This window comes from Neobacillus sp. NPDC058068 (assembly GCF_042885335.1).
Lineage (GTDB): Bacteria > Bacillota > Bacilli > Bacillales > Cytobacillaceae > Neobacillus.
In genome coordinates this window covers 64,131-83,235 of sequence record NZ_JBHVSI010000003.1, presented here as the reverse complement: position 1 = coordinate 83,235, position 19,105 = coordinate 64,131, and the positions used below count along the sequence as shown (strand labels likewise).

General features: G+C 41.5%; 9 protein-coding genes. 4 read left to right on the top strand and 5 right to left on the bottom strand.

Annotation, left to right across the window (positions count from 1 at the left end; translation table 11 throughout):
- Positions 1–277: 277 nt before the first annotated feature.
- A complete protein-coding gene (locus tag ACFVSW_RS04710) occupies positions 278–1,231 on the top strand; it encodes a C40 family peptidase (RefSeq protein ID WP_387313425.1) in 954 nt (317 codons plus the stop codon).
- Positions 1,232–2,075: 844 nt separating this feature from the next.
- Here ACFVSW_RS04710 and ACFVSW_RS04705 read toward each other — a convergent pair.
- Together ACFVSW_RS04705 and ACFVSW_RS04700 are read right to left on the bottom strand one after the other, a co-directional pair.
- Positions 2,076–5,870, bottom strand: coding sequence for a S8 family serine peptidase (locus tag ACFVSW_RS04705; RefSeq protein ID WP_387312842.1), 3,795 nt, complete (start codon positions 5,868–5,870; stop codon positions 2,076–2,078).
- Between the two features lie 706 nt (positions 5,871–6,576).
- Entirely contained in the window at positions 6,577–11,505 is a 4,929-nt protein-coding gene (locus ACFVSW_RS04700) for a bifunctional 2',3'-cyclic-nucleotide 2'-phosphodiesterase/3'-nucleotidase (RefSeq protein ID WP_387312839.1), read from the bottom strand.
- Positions 11,506–11,790: 285 nt separating this feature from the next.
- Here ACFVSW_RS04700 and ACFVSW_RS04695 point away from each other — a divergent pair, with 285 nt between their 5' ends.
- On the top strand, positions 11,791–12,522 hold the full coding sequence (locus ACFVSW_RS04695) for an ABC transporter ATP-binding protein (RefSeq protein ID WP_387312837.1): 732 nt from the start codon (positions 11,791–11,793) through the stop codon (positions 12,520–12,522).
- Positions 12,519–13,271, top strand: a complete 753-nt coding sequence (locus ACFVSW_RS04690) for an ABC transporter permease (protein WP_387312834.1) — start codon at positions 12,519–12,521, stop codon at positions 13,269–13,271. The genes ACFVSW_RS04695 and ACFVSW_RS04690 overlap by 4 nt, the downstream gene beginning before the upstream one ends.
- 59 nt (positions 13,272–13,330) lie before the next feature.
- Here the strand turns inward: ACFVSW_RS04690 and ACFVSW_RS04685 are convergent, their stop codons facing one another.
- The 3 genes from ACFVSW_RS04685 to ACFVSW_RS04675 all read right to left on the bottom strand — a co-directional run bounded on the left by ACFVSW_RS04685 (position 13,331) and on the right by ACFVSW_RS04675 (position 16,418).
- Positions 13,331–14,161, bottom strand: a complete 831-nt coding sequence (locus ACFVSW_RS04685; protein WP_387313423.1) for a carbohydrate ABC transporter permease — start codon at positions 14,159–14,161, stop codon at positions 13,331–13,333.
- Positions 14,162–14,191: 30 nt separating this feature from the next.
- The gene (locus tag ACFVSW_RS04680) at positions 14,192–15,079 is read right to left on the bottom strand and encodes a carbohydrate ABC transporter permease (RefSeq protein ID WP_387312830.1); all 888 of its coding nucleotides are present in this window, start codon (positions 15,077–15,079) and stop codon (positions 14,192–14,194) included.
- An 85-nt stretch (positions 15,080–15,164) separates the two neighbouring features.
- Positions 15,165–16,418: a sugar ABC transporter substrate-binding protein gene (locus tag ACFVSW_RS04675; RefSeq protein WP_387313422.1), complete on the bottom strand. Its 1,254-nt coding sequence runs from the start codon at positions 16,416–16,418 to the stop codon at positions 15,165–15,167.
- Between the two features lie 504 nt (positions 16,419–16,922).
- On the opposite strand from ACFVSW_RS04675, the gene ACFVSW_RS04670 reads away from it, so the two are divergent.
- Entirely contained in the window at positions 16,923–19,088 is a 2,166-nt protein-coding gene (locus ACFVSW_RS04670; RefSeq protein ID WP_387312827.1) for a glycoside hydrolase family 3 N-terminal domain-containing protein, read from the top strand.
- Positions 19,089–19,105 lie beyond the last annotated feature (17 nt).

The following is a 19,105-nucleotide window of genomic DNA, read 5'->3' as shown; positions in this document are numbered from 1 at the left end:
ACCTGTTCCAAAAATAGGTAAATCCGACCGTTGTTATTGGAAGCGCTTACCACTATGATTTATTTAAACACTTCATTTGAAAAACACAAAAGTTATCTACATCTTTTTTACCTCATTAAGTGTTTCCCTCTTAGAGCGAGGCAAAGGTATTAGAGGAAAGTTTTTCTTTCCTATTAAAACAATAAAAGAGAGGATGATAGTTACAGTGTTTTGGAGAAAACGATTTGTATTTGTATTACTTTTAGCAGGTATGTTCTTTTTATCAGCAAGCTGGGCAATGGCAAAAGACATAGACGATGCCGGCAAGGGAAACGACAACGATACGTACTATATTGATGTTTCCGTGGCAACGGTATGGACAAAACCAAATATTTCAAGAGAAGTCGACACCCCTTCTGCCACTAATCCGGCTGATTTAAGAAAATGGACGACGAGCATGACGTATCAAGATAAACTCGGCCTTGTCGGGAAGCTGGAAACACAAGCCCTATATGGATCCAAAGTGACCGTCCTCGAAAGCCAAGGAGATTGGGTGAAGGTTGCGGTCCACAATCAATTTACTCCTAAAAGTGATGTAGGCTATCCAGGCTGGATGCCAGCAGCCCAATTAACGAAGGAAAAAAGCTATGAAAATCAGCTGCACCGCCCGTTTGCCTTAGTTACTTCGCCAACAGCTTGGTTATATGAGGACAAACACGCAAAAAGCGAATTCCTTGAGCTTAGTTTCAATACCCGGCTGCCGGTTATGCAAGAATTTGAAAACGAAGTATTAGTCGCTACGCCAAGTCACGGTAAGAAATGGCTGAAAAAAGCAGATGTCACCGTCTATAAAACCGAAGCAGATATTCCTGCCCCAACCGGAGAAGATATCGTTAATACCGGAAAAAAATTCTTGAATCTCCCGTATTTATGGGCTGGCACATCAGGATTCGGGTTTGATTGTTCTGGATTTACTTACACAATCTATCAAGCAAATGGTATTTTGATTCCAAGAGATTCCTCTGTGCAAGCCAAATACGGCACACCAGTTGATAGAAAAGACCTTCAACCGGGCGACCTGCTTTTCTTCGCCTACAATGAGGGAAAAGGAAGCGTTCACCATGTAGGCGTCTATATAGGTGATGGTAAAATGCTCCACTCGCCTAACTCCTCAACCCACGTTCGCATCGATGATATTGAAGCTTCCGGATTTGGGAAAGAATATGCTGGTGCACGGAGATATGTGAAATAATATTAAACATCCACTCGGGAGGTTACAAAAAATCGAGTGGATGTTTTTTTATATTAGAATATTGATAGGATGAATGTCTGATTGATATTAAAGTGATAATGCGACGGAGAAGGATTCTACTTCAACTTTATGCCTCGAAATCCATGGAAACCTTTAAGTAGAGAAGTTCTACTTCAACTTTATTACTCAAAATCCATGGAAACGTTGAAGTAGAAGGGTTCTACCTCAACTTTTTGGCTCAAATTCCACAAAAACGTTTAAGTAGATGGGTTCTACCTCAACTTTTTGGCTCAAATTCCATGAAAATCATGTGGAAGATCGCAATCGGCGGAAAATGCGACGCAGCAAAGGTTTAAGGAGATATTTTTGGGGAAATTCGGGGGAACATCATAGTAAGCGGACTTTACTTCAATGTTTTGACTTAAAATCTACTGAAATATCCAAGTAGACGGGCTCTACTTCGATGTTTGGGCCCAAAATCCACTCAATCGTCCAAGTAGACGGGCTCTACTTCGATGTTTGGACCCAAAATCCACTCAATCGTCCAAGTAGACGGGCTCTATTTCGATGTTTAGACCCAAAATCCGCTCAAATGTCCAAGTAGAAAGGTTCTACTTCGACGTTGAAGCTCAAAATCCACTCAAACGGCCGAGTAGAGGATTTAGATACACCTTTTTAGTCGTAATTGGCTCAAACTGCGACCGTAACTTCGAAAAAATTGAGTGAACGGGCACAATCGAACAGAAAATGTGTATCATCAACAAATCTAGCATTCTAATCTGCAAGAGAAAGTCTGAGAGGGAGAAATAAAATGGGACGAGGTGCCCCCGTCCCATCTTCTGGATTATTTTACCCATGCCCCGCTACTATTGAAGAAGTTACGTTTTCCGGAAATCGTTTGCCAGCCTGTTTGCATGGCTCCGCTCTTTTCAAGGTAGTACCACTTTGCTCCGTCTTTCAGCCAGCCTGTTTGCATGGCTCCGCTCTTTTCAAGGTAGTACCACTTTGCTCCGTCTTTCAGCCAGCCTGTTTGCATTGCTCCGTTCTTATCAAGGTAGTACCATTTCGCTCCGTCTCTTAGCCAGCCCGTTTGCATTGCTCCGTTCTTATCAAGGTAGTACCATTTCGCTCCGTCTTTTAGCCAGCCCGTTTGCATGGCACCGCTCTTATCGAGGTAGTACCATTTCGCTCCGTCTTTCAGCCAGCCCGTTTGCATGGCACCGCTCTTATCGAGGTAGTACCATTTCGCTCCGTCTTTCAGCCAGCCCGTTTGCATGGCACCGCTCTTACCTAAGTAGTACCACTTTGCTCCGTCTTTTAGCCAGCCCGTTTGCATGGCACCGCTCTTACCTAAGTAGTACCACTTTGCTCCGTCTTTTAGCCAGCCCGTTTGCATGGCACCGCTCTTGTTGAAATTGTACCATTTGGCATCAACTTTTTCCCATCCTGTTACTTTGCTGCCTTTACTGTCATAGTAGTACCAATTGCCATCCTCAGCTTTCCAGCCCGTTTTCACTTCTTCGACTGGCACTTCAGTTTGCTTAATCGTTAGTTTACCTTGTGCTTCTTGTGTAACTCTTTTTCCAGTGGTATCTGTTAGTTCCACTTCAATAATGGCATCTTGAATCTTTACATCCGGAACTGTCCAAACACCCTTATAAACTCCCGGCTCTACCTCTTCCATTTTATTTTTAGCAGAGGATTGCGTCATCTTTTGCGTAGGTAGTTTCACTTCAAAGTTTGCTTCTCCACCGATTACATTACTTTGGAAGGAGATTTCCAGCTTCTCACCAGGGAACATAGATTGGTCAATGGCCGGTTTAAGATCTTTAATGACAGGTTTATCGGATATTAGTGAAACAATAACAGGATCCGATTTTCCCGTCACCTTACCATTTAACATGGAGACCGCTATTAAACTATTTTCACCGTCTGTAATTTTCATTGGGATTGAAAATTTGCCTTCATCGCCAACTTTTGCAATACCTACCTCTTCATTATTATTCATCAACTTAATCGTAGTTGTCGGTGAGGCAGTTCCTTCTACCATGATGTTTTCATCTTTGAATACTTCATCCTGTTTTGGCGAAGTAATGAAGGGCTTTTCCACTTCATAACTTACACGTGCACGGATCATATAATTTCCGTCTTCAACAAATGCTGGATAAAATTCACCATCAAGATATTGATAGCTTCGCTCTGTATAGGGATTACCATCATCGGTTGCTAAAGCCAGTGCATCTGGATAATTCAGCGTTTGGACATACACCATATAAAAATCTCCATCAACCTTGATATTGTAATCAGTTAAATCAACTACTGTCCAATCATCCAATATGGCTTCGGCAGCTATCGGTCCAGCAAGTTTTTTACCCGGTAATCCCTCGCGGCCAGAAGCATCCCATACTTCCACATTAAATTCTGTTCCAAACGTGTCTGAGTATTTACTTTTCTTGAAGTGAAACACTCCATCTGTGACAATCGCTGATTTCTTATTCTCTGGCAATGACATTTTTACTGCCCATCCAACTCCACCGCCAAAATACATACTGCCATTATCAACAATTCCATTGTCATAGCCAATTTCGCCACCCGAATACGTGTAAAAAGGATCAAGAACAATATCAACTGCTCGGCTATCGCCGCTAACTGTAATAGTAATATCTTGACTGTGATAGCCGCTTCTCATTGCTCTCAATGTATAACTACCTTCGTAAGCTGTAATGGTATATTTACCGTCCTTATCCGTTGCAGCAGGTGCAATATTGGCATCTTCAATCAGGAGTAATGTCACACCCTCAACAACTTCCCCTGATATTTTATCGGTAATGACGCCACTTACAGTTCCTTTTGGGATTTCGTTCAAGGTGAAATCGGCGTGTATAGCTTTATCTTTTTCAAACGTTACTGATTGTTGTTTAGATTGATATCCATATGCTTCAGCTTGAACGGTATATTTTCCGACAGCATGTGGAAATTTATATGAGCCGTTATCAGGACTTGTGTTGACGTACTGTTTGCTTTCAAGAGCACTTACTTTTCCTCTAATCGGCAGTTCAGAATCCGCAAGCGTTTGAACGACTTTTCCTTCCAAAGTCCCTAGACCTTCTCTAATAGAAGATACAGCATTGTAAGCATTAACCAATCCATAGCCATACCCATTATTTGGTGACTCTGGATATTCCTTATCCGTTAAAGGCGTTGCTGTTTCTAGTAAAATTTTTTCAATTTCATCAACTGATAAACTTGCATCCACTCCATATAATAGCGCGACAATTCCTGATACAGCAGGGGCCGCCATCGATGTGCCATCCCAACCACCATCATAATCATTACGAGGTACCGAGGAACGAATATTCGCTCCAGGTGCTGATATATCTGGCTTTATTTCACCATATGGTGATGGTCCGCGTAATGAGAAATCGCCCACTATATCATTTTTATTAGTTGCTCCGACCGCAAAGGCTTCGGGATAGTTTGCAGGATTTGCGACAGATCCAGGACCGCCAATATTCGTCATGCCTGTGTTTCCTGCTGCAAATGTAGGAAATATCCCGGCATTTCTCCATTCTCGTACTACATCTCGATACCATTCATCAAGACCCGGTCCACCACCCCAGGAGTTGTTAACAATATCTGGTGCCAAGTCAACCCGCGTATTCCCCTTTGAATCTCTTGGTGCTAAAATCCACTCTGCAGCCGCCAGCAAATTCGCATCACTGCCGCTAGTTTCTGAGAATGCCTTAACCGCAATCCATTTGGCACCCGGTGCTACTCCAATTTTGTTTGATCCGTCTGGTTCACTACCGACCATTGTCCCAGTCACATGTGTTCCATGTGCTAAATCATCATATGGAATCGTTCGTCCAGCAGTGGCATCGAACCAATTGAAGTCGTGATCAACTTCGCCCGTTGCTGCATTATAGCCGCGATACTTTTCCTTTAATGCGGGGTGATCCCATTGAACACCGGAATCAATACTTGCAACAACTACACCTGTACCGTCGATTCCTTTTCCCCATAACGCTGGGGCTCCAACTCGCTCAACGTTCCACTCGACATTTGCTAGATTTGAATCAGGACTTTCCTCTTTAGTTGTTGAAACAAATAATTGTCTTGTTTCGTTCGGTAATACTTTTTCAACTTCAGAAAAGGTTGCTATCTTTTCTGCCACCTCTTTCGTTGCCGTAACAGCCATACCATTGACGATAAAATAGGAATTAAACGATTCGACATTCCCTTTATGTACTTCTTGTTTCAGATATTTTAATACGTTTTGTTGTTCTACCTGTGCAGTCGCTTTTAATTCAGAGACAACGGCCGAGCGTTGGATAAACTTTTCTTTATTCGCAGTGAGTTTTTCTTTCTTCGCAATCGCTTTTGTACGTTTTATAGCATTTGCTGTATCTGCTTTTTCTTTTAATTTAATTAAAAAGGTAACTTTGTCCTCTTTTTTAAAATTATCTAGCAAACGATTACTTATCTTTGCCTTTGATGCAGTTTGGGGATCATTTACATAACGGTATGATGCCTTAATTGATTTAGCATTCGCAAGTCCTGGTGATAGTAATGAAAATACCATAAGGAATGCTGCAACCATATTAAATAAACGTACGTGAAATTGTTTCTTTTTCTTCAATTCGATTACTCCCTCTCGATTCAATAAAAGTCCGATAATTATTAACTTCTTAATCCCCCTCCATTATAAATCTCAATCGTTACTATTATAGGGTGCAATACAATATTTTCCTAGATATTTAATTGAATAGTTTGAATAGACATTAAATTAATCTAGTAATTCTTTTAATAGTACACTATTTATTAAAAGAAAAAGGCAAAGAGCCATTGCTCTCTGCCTTACTTTCATACTTTACCGCTTTAAATTTTAGCTTAGCGGGGCGTTTTAAGTGCCGAATTGGAAAAAGCAATAATCAGAGCGTTGAATTTGAAAAATGGCTTATCGAATATGAACCAAAGACCGGGCAGTTCTGGATTGTCTGAGGAGACTATTTAGAGGAGGATACATTCGAGTGATTTTGAACCAGTCCCTTTTTAGAGGGGCTGGTTTTTTTGAGTTGGGAGTGCGGATCTAACTTAACCCCGATATTTTCGGTTATTTTATTACCCGCTACCAAAATAACCTATCAATCTTCTCGAAATGTGATGGCGTTCAGTCGTACCAAGGTTTATCGCGACCGTTCGTAAAAAAAAGGCACGACAGTGGACCTAAATAAAATGGGACAAGATGCCTGTCCCCACATCCATATCCTTGACGACAAAAAAGCCCTCTCTCGCTTTCATAACGAGAAAAGGCCATTACTCAATGAATCTTTCAAATTACGCTACTATTTAATCCATGCTCCGTCTGCTCCAAGTTTATAACCTTGAACAACCGTGTTCGCTGCCATTTTTCCATTTGTGTAGAGATAGTACCATTTTCCACCTGTCAATACCCAGCCAGTTTTCATGACGCCATTGTTGTCCATGAAATACCAGTTGCCGCCTGATAGGACCCATGAAGTGGCAGCCATGGCACCATTTTTACCTAAGTAGTACCATTTATTTTTATCAAGCAGCCATTCATTTTCGAGCATTTTCCCGTCACTGCCAAGGAAATACCATTTTCCGCCGGATAAAACCCAGGCTTTTGTTACCATGGCTCCATCAGCACCTAGGTAATACCATTTCGCTCCCGATTGAACCCACGCTTTCGTTACCATCGCTCCATCGGCACCTAAGTAGTACCATTTCGCTCCCGATTGAACCCACGCTTTCGTTACCATCGCTCCATCAGTACCTAGGTAGTACCATTTTGCTCCGGTTTGAACCCACGCTTTCGTTACCATCGCTCCATCGGCACCTAAGTAGTACCATTTCGCTCCGGTTTGAACCCACGCTTTCGTTACCATGGCTCCATCGGCACCTAGGTAGTACCACTTCTCTTTGTCTTTTAACCAGCCTGTTGTGGCCACATCATTGTCATAGAAATACCATTTACCGTTTTCTAATTTCCAACCTTGTTTAGCTGGCTGCTCAACCACTTTCGCACTTACGGTTACTTCAGTTGCCGCACTTGTATTTCCTGCCGCATCTGTCGCCGTTACGGAAATTTTCACGCCTGCTTGTTGCTTAGCAATTTTGATTTCAAACTTGCCTTCTGCATCTGCAGTCGCTTTGCCGATTTCCTTTCCATCAACCTTTGCTGTCACTGTTGAGCCTGCTTCAGCTGTACCTGTAAGGACCTCGTCCGCATCCGTAACACCATTTACTTGCGGTGCTGCTGGTGCTGTTGCATCGCTGACGGTTACTTCTGTTGCGATACTCACGTTTCCAGTCGTGTCTGTAGCTGTTACCGTAATAATGGTTCCGGCTGCTTGCTTCGCGATAGTGATGGCAAATTTACCTTCTGCATCAGCAACCGCAGTACCCAGTTCTTTATCGCCTGCTTTCGCCGCTACTTTTGCTCCTGCTTCGGAAGTTCCGGTGACCACAACATCCACATCAGTTACTGGATTTACGACCGGTGCTGCAGGTGCTGCTACCGCCACTTTGAACGTACCTTTATTACCAAGAGTATCTGTAATGTCTAAAGTGATCTCTGTACCGACAGCTTGTTTACCAATTTCAACTTCAAATTTACCTGAAGCATCAGCTGTGACTTCGTCGAATTTCTTCTCGCCAATGGAGACAACAATCTTAGCCCCTGGACTTGTTTGTCCGCGTAAAACCGGATCAAATTGCGACACCTGAACAGTTGGGGTTTTTACAACATCTCTTAAAATTCTTCCCTCAATAACTGGGGCTATTGGTTTAATAGCCGATTGAGCTTTAACATAATTAAACAATGCTTTAAAATCAGTTGTCCCGGTTACTCTTTCTTTACCTTCTTTAAGGATGGTAAAGCCGTCTCCGCCATCTGCCATAAAGTTATTGACAGTGACCGTATACTCGCCTTTAGGGTCAATTTCCGTACCATCTGGAAGATAGATATCTAACACTCTTTTTCCAATCGGTAATTTACTTGTCCAAGTATATTTCAATCCGGAAATCTGCATAATCTTCGAACCAGAATCAGCCCATTGTTGGTTGAGTAAGATTCTTACTTGGTCACCCGATAATTTCATCGTAACAATATCGTTACCAAACGGCTGAATGGCAAAAAGATCGCCCCAAGTAATCGGACCTGACTTTTTGATATCATCACGGATTCCGCCTGAATTCATAAAGGCGAATTTCGTTCCGGTATTCGCGCGCATGCCATCGGCAATTAAGTTACCCAATGCCGATTCGCCAGCTGAACTAGTAGAACGGCTAATCGCAGTAGCGGCTTCCCCTACTACTTCACTTGTGATTGGTTGAATATATTCTAGATATTCATCAAGCTTCGCTTTCGTTTTACCATCAAGATGTTCTTTGTTTTGCACCGTTCTTACGATTTTGGCCTCTTTTGCCACGATATCCTGTGTAACTGGATCAATTGTTAAATCAACATCTGAAAAAGCTGTTCCGTACGAATACGATTGAATCAGTAATTTTCCATTTACAGTTGTATTCATATACGCATGGTTGTGGGCGCCAAAAATTACGTCAACTTCATCATCAACCTTTTTTGCAAACTCAACCACCTTGCCAGTCGGGTTCGAGCCATTAGTAGATGAGCTTCCAGCTTCATGGGCAAGTACCACGATGGCCTTTATGCCTTTTGCTTTAAGTTCGGCCGTGTATTTATTAATGGCCTCTACTTCATCGGTAAATTTCACTCCCGCTACCCCGCTTGGCGTAACAATGGTTGGAGTTTCTGTTGTCACGACTCCAATAAACCCAATTTTGACTCCGTCTACTTCCTTGATGACGTATGGAGGTAAAATATGTTCTTTTGTTTTTTCATCGATAACGTTTGCTACCGTGTATGGGAAACTCGCACCTTCAAAGGGACCATACTTATCAACGGTCTTAGGATGGCTTCCGCCGTTGATTAGACGCATCATCTCGGTAACGCCCTGGTCAAATTCATGGTTACCAACAGTACCCACATCAAAACCAAGTTCATTTAAGAAGCGAATAGTCGGCTCTTCCTGCATTAACGCAGACACCGGACGGCTGGCCCCAACCGCATCGCCCGCATGAACCTTTAACGTATGGGAAGGGTTTGTTGCTTCTTTTTCTTTCAAATATCCTGCTAAATATTCAATACCGCCCACAAGCTGTCCACTAACCGTTGTCGAATAATCCAATTGTCCATGAAGATCGTTGATACCCAATAGTTTCACATGGACATTTTGATCTAATTCATAGAGCTGATATCCAGGTCGAATCGTTGATGGACCAAGATCCTTAAGATTTGGTGCTGAAGATAAATAGTTTTTTGCATCTGGTGAAGAGTTGAATACTAATTTAGCTACACCGCCAACAGGGACAATCTTCCAGTTGTTATCCGCAACAGCATTGACTACTTTCTTTTCTTTAATATAATCCATCAATACTTCGCGGTTTTCGAGCAATGAATCAAGAATTAGTTTTGCGTCAGCACCTGTACCAGGATAGTTCCCTGTGCCGCCAGCACGGTGGTTATTAGTTGCTAAAATAAATACTTGATCATCTTTGACAGGTGTTCCATCCATCATCGTTAAATTGATTATCCGATGTTCCTGAGAAGAAGTTCTCACACCACTTCTTGTATAGCGGGCATCTTTTGTTACATCAATTTGGTATTTGAGACCGTCAATCACGTCATAATTGTAAGGGGTAAAACCGTTATCGAGTAAATCTTGAATGCCTTCTTTGTTTGGGTCAATTTTATTGAATGCTGCCGCACACAATTCTAACCACTCTCTTACTTCGGCACCTGTTAATTGAAGGGCCTTAAGCGTATTATTATAGATATAAAGGTCATTCGCACCTTTAATCGAAATATCACCTTTAGGGATATTTGTATAACTTGATCCGCCTTTAAATGGAGCTGCAGCGGAAATGACCGGTATATCTTTCAAGTCCGAACGATGCTCGGCAATATATTTCTTTACAAAGTCAGTCTGTGCCTCATTAATAAGTTGAAGTGCCGGGTCATCAATTACCCGTGAAAAAAACGTATTCAATGGAGCTGGAGTTTCCCCAAGTTTGCCACGCACATAATCTAGTGTAGCTTCATGTTCATGCTTTACTGCATTGACAATCTCATCAACTGCAGTTGTTGCAGCAGTAACAGGGCGGTTAACGGATTTTGAATTAGCTCTGTCAGCCTTCCACGTTCCATCTGCCTGTTGAACTAATTCTAAATCAAGAACACCTAGGTTATTTCCCCAATAACCGGCTTCAACAGCTGGCGTATTGTTAATATGCCCTTTCTCATTATCAATTCCCTTTTTACCATTAAAAGAAGAGCCAGGGAAATTCGCATGTGAATGTCCAAAAAGCATGGCATCGATGCCGTCGACTTTCGTTAAGTCAAAAACAGCATTTTCCGCCGCTTCTTTTCCTTCTGAAGCAATGTCACAGCCAGAATGAGCGATGGCGACAATGACGTCAGCGCCATTTGCCTTCATTTCTGGGATAAACTTGTTAGCGGTTTTAACAATGTCTTTAATAATCAGTTTTCCTTCAACTTTATCTCGATCCCATTGCATAATTTGCGGAGGAGCAAAGCCGATAACTCCTACCTTAACTGTTTGTTCTTGACCATTTTTATCCTTGATTTTTTTATCAATGATTTCATATGGCGTAAAGTAGTTTTTATCGTTATCCGGATTTCCATCCTTATCATCAATATAAATGTTAGCGTTTACAATTGGAAATGCAGCATTTGCTAGCGCCGTGTCAAGAAAGTCTAAACCAAAGTTAAATTCATGATTACCGACAATCGCAGCATCATATTTTAATAGATTCATAGCTTTAAACATCGGGTGTGTATCTGCTTTGGTGATTGGCTTCACTTTTGCCACATAATCGGCCATCGGGTTACCTTGAAGCGTGTCACCTGCATCAAACAGCATCGAGTTTTCCGTTGGAACCTCTGATCTTGCCTGCCCAATCAAGCTTGCTGTTTTGGATAGACCATAGTTGATACCTGCACCGGTATCCTGATAATAATCGTAGGACATGATGTTATTATGTAGGTCCGTTGTTTCTAAGATACGAAGAGTCGCGGTGTTTCCTGCTGCCTCTGCATTAGCCACTCCAGGGCTAAATGAGAAGGGAATCATACTTGCTGCGAGTGTTAATGCGAGAGAACTTTTTAAAATTTTGCTGCGAATGGTTCTTGTAATCTTTCTTTTCAACTTTTTCCCACCTTTCAAGAGTTTATGATCTTTCAAACCTATTGTACTAACCTTCATGGATGAATGATAGAATTTTCATAAAATTTTACACAGATTTAAAATTTTATAATATTTTTTACAAAAATTCATTAATTGCAATGATTTTACATCTCAGAAAACCAAAATGGGTGGGATCATAAATTGGAGTGGGGGATTAGGTAACTGATTGGGACAATGTGCCTGTCCCCTTGTCACTATCTGTGATATAATTCATTCCCAAAAGGAACATGGAAAGAAGTGAACATGATGTCATTGGACCATAGACCGGCTGTCCATTTTCGGGATGTGCATTATTCCGTTGACAATCAGCCGATTTTAAAAGGTATTACCGGATCGTTTCTTGAAGGCAAAATCACCACTTTGGTCGGTCCTTCAGGAGCTGGAAAGACGACACTGCTCAAACTATGCAATGGGCTTCTGTCACCTGATTCAGGAGAAATTTTTATTAACGAGCAAAACATCGATAGCTACGAACCGGTCCAATTGCGGCGCTACGTGGGCATGGCGCTTCAAAGTGCACCAATGATCAGCGGCAGCGTGCACAAAAATCTGGCTTTGCCCATGGAGCTGCAGGGGAAACAACTAGCGGAGGAAGATGCGCGGAATTTATTGACCCAAGTTGGCCTGGATGCTTCATTTTTGCACCGAAATAGTAAAGATCTATCGGGCGGTCAACGCCAAAAGGTTTCGATTGCCCGTACACTGGTTAATCGTCCCCGAGTCATTTTGCTCGATGAAATCACCTCTTCGCTTGACCCGGCGTCCCAGAAGGAAATTGAAGCACTGATTGTGAAAATAAACCAAAAGTTCAACACCACCATCATCTGGATTACTCATAATCTGGAGCAGGCGTTGACAATCGGGGAATACACCTGGGTGATGATGGATGGGAAAGTGATTGAAACGGGGGAAAGCAGCTTGCTGAAGGCGCCGGTAAATGAAAAAGTGAAACGGTTTGTGAAAGGGGAAGGACAATGAGTTATCTCGCACTATCCATCACACTTATTTTCGTCCTGATCCCGCTTTTTTTATCAAAAACACTTAAACTAGGGCTGGAAAAAGACACGATTATCGCAACAGTGCGTTCGATCATCCAGCTGTTTGCGGTCGGCTATATTCTCCAATTCGTCTTCGAAGCGGATAGCCCTCTCTATATACTGCTGATGGTGATGGTCATGATTGGCGCAGCCACGCAAAATGCTAGAAAAAAAGGTAGTGTGATTAAAGGCATCACATGGAAAGTGGCAGTTACCTTGATTTTTATTGAAGTGCTGACGCAAGGGATTATCCTTGGCTTCAACATTACGCCGCGGGCGGCTCAATATATCATCCCAATCAGCGGTATGGTCATTGGCAACTCCATGGTCCTCGCCATTTTGTTCCTTAACCGGTTTTCTGCAGAGATAGAATCACGACAGGCCGAAACGGAACTTATCCTGTCCCTTGGCGGAACACCAAAACAGGCCATCAACACCCAACTGATCACTTCCATAAAAGCAAGCATGATTCCGACAATTGAAAGCCAAAAAACCATTGGGCTCGTCCAGCTTCCAGGCATGATGAGCGGCCAAATCATCGGCGGGGCCGATCCGATTCAAGCCGTTCAATTCCAATTGCTCATTTTATTCTTGCTCCTAACCACCGCAGCCGTCACAAGCATCATGCTCGGGACTCTATCCTATCCATCACTATTCAACCAAAGAATGCAGATGTTACGGGATGAATGAGAAATTAAAGTTGAATTAATTTCTATAAAAAAGGGACGAGGGGATGTCCCCTCGTCCAGTTATTTCATTCCTGAAATTGTATAACCCTCGATAATATGTTTTTGGAAGATAATAAAAATGATAATGATTGGGACGACCATGAAGGTGGAACCGGCCATTTGTAAGGCATAGTTGCCGCCATATTGACCTTTTAATAATGATAAACCGACTGATAAGGTATACAGGTTTTCGTCATTTGCAATGATTAAAGGCCATAGGAAACTGTTCCAACCCGCGATAAAGGTTAAAATCCCCTGAACAGCCAGAATAGGTTTTGAAATAGGCAGGACAATTTTCATGAAAACCCTAAATTCACTTGCACCATCAAGTCTGGCTGCCTCAAGTAATTCATCTGGGATCGTCTCCATGAATTGCCTGAACAAAAAGATACTAAAGGCACCGACTAAACCGGGAAGAACGATACCGGCCATTGTATTGGTTAAGTTTAATTGATTTAAGATTAAATACACCGGAATCATCGTGACTTGCCCTGGAATCATCATGGTTGCCAACACAAGATAGAAAAGCCTATCCCTGCCCTTGAATTGAAATTTCGCGAAGGCATAACCGGCCATCGCATTTAAAATCAAACCGAAAAAGGACCAAAAGACAACAATTATTGTGTTTCTTAAATAAAGACCAAAACTCATATTTTCAAAAAGATTTTGGAAGTTTTCCAATGTAAATTTGCTTGGAAAAAGAGTTGGGGTCAGCTGCATCACTTCATTTTCTGTTTTAAACGCAGATAAGATCATCCAAATAAATGGAATCGCAACTAAAACGCCGCCTATTGTCAAAATCACTCCGACAAACCATTGCTGTGATTGCTCTTTTTTCCGTTGATTATTTATCATGGTTGATTTCATTGGTTTCACCTCACATTAATAATCGACTTTTTTATTCTGAAACTTAAATTGGACCATCGTGATGATGATAATCGAAATAAATAAAATGAATGACCCAGCTGCAGCATAGCCAAAATTGCTGAGTTGGAAACCGTTACGATAAATAAATAATGCAACTGAAGTCGTGCTATCAAGCGGCCCACCATTCGTCATCACAAATGGTTCTTCAAAGAACTGTAACCATCCAATCATCGTCGTAATGGAAACAAAGAAGATTGCATACCGCAATAATGGAATCGTAATTTTCGTTAACTGTTTCCATCCGTCTGCACCGTCAAGCTGTGCCGCTTCATAATACGTCTTTGGGATTCCTTGCAGGGCAGCTAAAAAGATAATCATATTCACACCAATGGCCCTCCATAAGGCTAACGCAATTAATGAAACCTTCGCCATAATTGGGTCTTGGAGCCAAGGAACAGCAGGTAAATGTAGCAATTTCAAAATGTAGTTAAATAACCCTAATTGTGGATTGTATAAATAACTCCACACCACAGCAACTGCCACGACATTTGTAATCGATGGCATATAAAATACAACCCTAAAGGCTTGAAAAATACGTGCCTTCCCAAAGTTAATAAGAAGAGCAATTCCTAAGGAAAAAATGATGACAAACGGAACGCCGAAGACCACATAGAAAAGAGTATTAAGGATGGATTTGACAAAAATCGGATCACTGATTACCTCTTTATAATTTTTTAACCCAATGAAATCAATTTGCGACCAGTCAGCTAGACCTCCTAAATCGATATCTGTAAAACTGATAAATAATGCAACAATTATCGGTAGTATCGAAAATGCGATTAACAAAATAATCGCTGGCGCAATGAAAAAATATGGTGTTTTGCTCTTTGTATTACCTTTCATGGGAAGTACCTTCCTTTTGTAAAAATAAGAACAGTTGTAGCTAATCAACTTGAATTTCAAGTTGATTAGCTACAACCTTTTACCATTATTTATTTAAAATTTCTTCAGCCTTTTTGTTGAAGTTGTCCATTTCTTTTTGAACATCCGCTCCGCCACGGTAAATTTGTTCGAAGCTGCTTAAGAATGTTTGGGCAATATTTTCAAATGGTTTAATCGTAGGCATTGGCTGCGCATTTTTCATTTGCTCACCAAAAACTTTATATTGTGGATCCTCTTGTAATGACTTATCATCCCATGCTTTTTTGGCTGCAGGTAAGGAATTCGTTAATTCCATCCATTTAAGCTGTGTTTCAGGCTTGCTCATATAAGCTAAAAACTTAAGCGACGCATCTTTGTTTTTTGTATATTGGAATACAGATAAATCAGATCCACCTAAGGTTGACATATTATTTTCTTTTGCCGGAAGAACAGCTGTTGCCCATTTTCCTTTTAATTCAGGTGCTTGATCGTTAATAATTTTTACCATCCATGGACCGCTGATAAACATTGGGAGAATTCCCTCTCCTTTAAAAGCCGGAATAATGTCTACTCCTAAATCAACTGGTGCAGAGCCATCCTTAAAGAAGCCGTTTAAATATTTCACTGCATCCACAAATTCCTTTTGATCAAACAGTGTTTTGTTATTTTCAATTAATTTGGAGCCATTTTGGCGAGCAAACATGAATGCTAAGCTTTGCTCTTTTGTATCGATGCTGATACCATATTTATCTTTACCACGTTCTCTTAATTTTTTCGCGGCATCACTTAACTCATCCCATGTCTTTGGCGCTTGATCATAACCAACAGATTTTAATAAATCTGTTCGATAATAAAGAACACGTGTATCGATATACCAAGGAACGCCGACTACTTTATCATCATATTTTGTTGTTTCAATTGAGCCATCGAAGAAATTATCTGCAGCTAGTTCTGGATATTTATCAGTATAAGAAGATAAATCCATGATTGCATTTGCCGCAGCAAATTCCGGAATCCAGGTTGTACCCATTTGAATGACGTCCGGGCCTTTTTTAGAAGCAACAGCCGTTAACAGCTTATCATGTGCTTTATCCCAAGGAAGAGCTTGTACTTTTACACTGATATTTGGGTTTTCATTTTCAAAATCTTTGGCAATTTTAGGCAAAGATTTCGCTTCTTCTCCCATTCCCCAAACAGTAATTGTTGTTTTACCATCTTTGCTAGCTGTCTTAGAGTCTGAATTGGAAGATGAACAGCCGGCAAGCGCACCTGAGAACACTAACGAACCTAATAAAGCGACTGTCGCTATTTTTTTACTCATCATTGTGAATTTCATGATTGACCCCCATTAAGTATTTTAGAAAAAGTATTTTGCTTTCTTCTAAGGACATAGTAATCATATATCCCATTTTCATTGCAACAAAACAACTATACTTATAGATTGATTCTAGTTTCCCCAGAACCTGCTAAAGTACCCCCTTTAATGAAACGTTTCTAAATTAATAGAGAAACAAAAACAGTGAAACGTTTCGACCGCAATAAAAATTATAACGTGTTTATAAGTAAACACGTAAGTAGAAACGTTTCGATAAGCAAATTATATGCCATACTGAAATCGTTTTCAACTATTTTTTTGATATTTTTTTTAAAATAAAGCAAAACCATGAACACTATTAAAATTCCAGATCATAAAAAATAGAATCGTTTCGATAATTGAATTGACTCCCCTTTAGAAAGCGCTTATAATTCAATTATTACAGTAATCGAAACGTTTCTATCAACTTAGTTTTCATGACTTATTATTCATAATAATGGAGGATTTAAGATGGACACACAAAACCTTCTATCTCTTCTGAAAGAGATGACATTAGATGAGAAAATCGGTCAACTGATGCAGTTAGCCGGTCCTTTTTTTAAAGGTTCAAAAGATAAAGGTCAAATCACCGGGCCAATGGCTGAAATGGGAATTACCGATGAAATCGTTCAAAACAGCGGCTCTGTTTTAGGAATTTCAGGTGCAAAAGAAGCTATTGAAGTTCAAGAAGTACATCTAAAAGCAAACCGCCTTGGAATTCCTTTATTAATCATGGCTGATATTATTCACGGATTTAAAACGATTTTTCCGGTCCCTCTTGCGATTAGTTGTTCCTGGGATTTGGAGTTGGCCGAGCAAAGTGTAGAAATTGCCGCAAAAGAAGCAGCGGTTTCAGGTGTACATGTAACCTTTGCACCGATGGTCGACTTAGTCCGTGACCCTCGGTGGGGAAGAGTAATGGAATCAGCAGGCGAAGATCCATATTTAAATAGCGAATTTGCCCGGGCTTTTGTCCGCGGCTTTCAAGGGAAAGATTTGACAAATGATAAAACCCGAGTGGCTGCCTGTGTCAAGCACTTCGCTGCATACGGAGCACCAGAAGGCGGTCGTGATTACAATACCGTTAACATGTCCGAAAGACAAATGCGTGAATCTTACTTACCAGCCTATAAAGCAGCGCTTGATGAGGGCTGTGAGATGGTCATGACGGCATTCAATACAGTCGATGGCATCCCAGCCACTGGAAATAAGAAGCTAATGCGCAATCTACTCCGCGACGAATGGAGCTTTGATGGCGTGCTTATTTCTGATTGGGGTGCAGTGAAGGAAATGATTCCACATGGTATTGCCGAGGATGAAAGTGAAGCAGCCTTTAAAGCCATCCAAGCCGGAGTCGACATCGAGATGATGACCACCTGCTACGTGAATCATTTAAAGCAATTAGTCGCGGCAAAAGAAGTAGATGAGACACTAATTGACGAAGCCGTGCTTCGCATCCTGAAACTTAAGGATAAATTGGGGTTGTTTGAAGAACCCCACCGCGGAACGGATGTTAACAAAGAAGAAGAAATCATCATGAGTGAGGAACATCGCCAGCTGGCAAGGACCCTTGCCGCAAAATCGGCTGTCCTATTAAAAAATGACGGTGTTTTACCACTTCAAAAAGACCAGAAAATTGCCTTAATCGGTCCCTTTGCTAAAAATGGCGATATTTTAGGTCCCTGGTCATGGATGGGCTCCAAAGAAACAGCGATTCAGGTATACGAAGGGTTAACGATGAAGACCCATCCAGCAAACCTGACTGTGGCTGAAGGATGCGGCATTGACACTGGCACCAAAGAACAACTTGAGGAAGCAGTAAAGGTCGCTCAACATGCAGATATCATTGTGCTTGCCCTTGGCGAACATTCCGATATGAGCGGGGAAGCGGGCTGTCGAGCCCATATCCGTTTACCTGAAAGCCAGCTTCAATTAGTTGCTGCCCTAACACAACTGCAGAAACCAATCGTGTCGGTACTTTTTAATGGCCGTCCTCTTGATTTGCATGGTGTGATCGATCAGACAGATGCGGTTTTAGAAGCATGGTTCCCAGGTACAGAAGGCGGGGCTGCAATCGCCGATTTATTGTATGGTGATGTGAATCCATCCGGCAAATTAACCATGTCGTTTCCATTTTCAGTTGGGCAGGTTCCTGTCTATTACAACTGCTTTAATACCGGCCGCCCGAAAGATGCACCGGATGCGCAAGAACGTTATGTTTCACAATACTTGGATATTCCGAATGAGCCGCTCCTTCCATTCGGCTTCGGATTAAGCTATACCTCTTTTTCCTATAGTGATGTAGAGCTTTCTGAATCCTATTTAACAGAAGAACAACCGTTAACCGTAACGGTTCAAGTTACAAATACCGGCTCAATAGCAGGCGAAGAAATTGTCCAGCTATATATACAAGACGTTGCAGCGGAAGTCGTGCGTCCACTTAAAGAACTAAAAGGGTTCCAAAGAGTCAGCCTCACGCCCGGCGAATCAAAAAAAGTAACCTTTACCATTTCAGAAGAGCAACTGCGCTATCATCATGCAGACTTACAGTTTCACAGTGATCGCGGCAATTTCATCGCATATGTCGGCTCAGCTAGCAACAACGTAAAGGCACATGCATTCAAATTAGTAAAATAGTAAGCGAGGAGAAAACG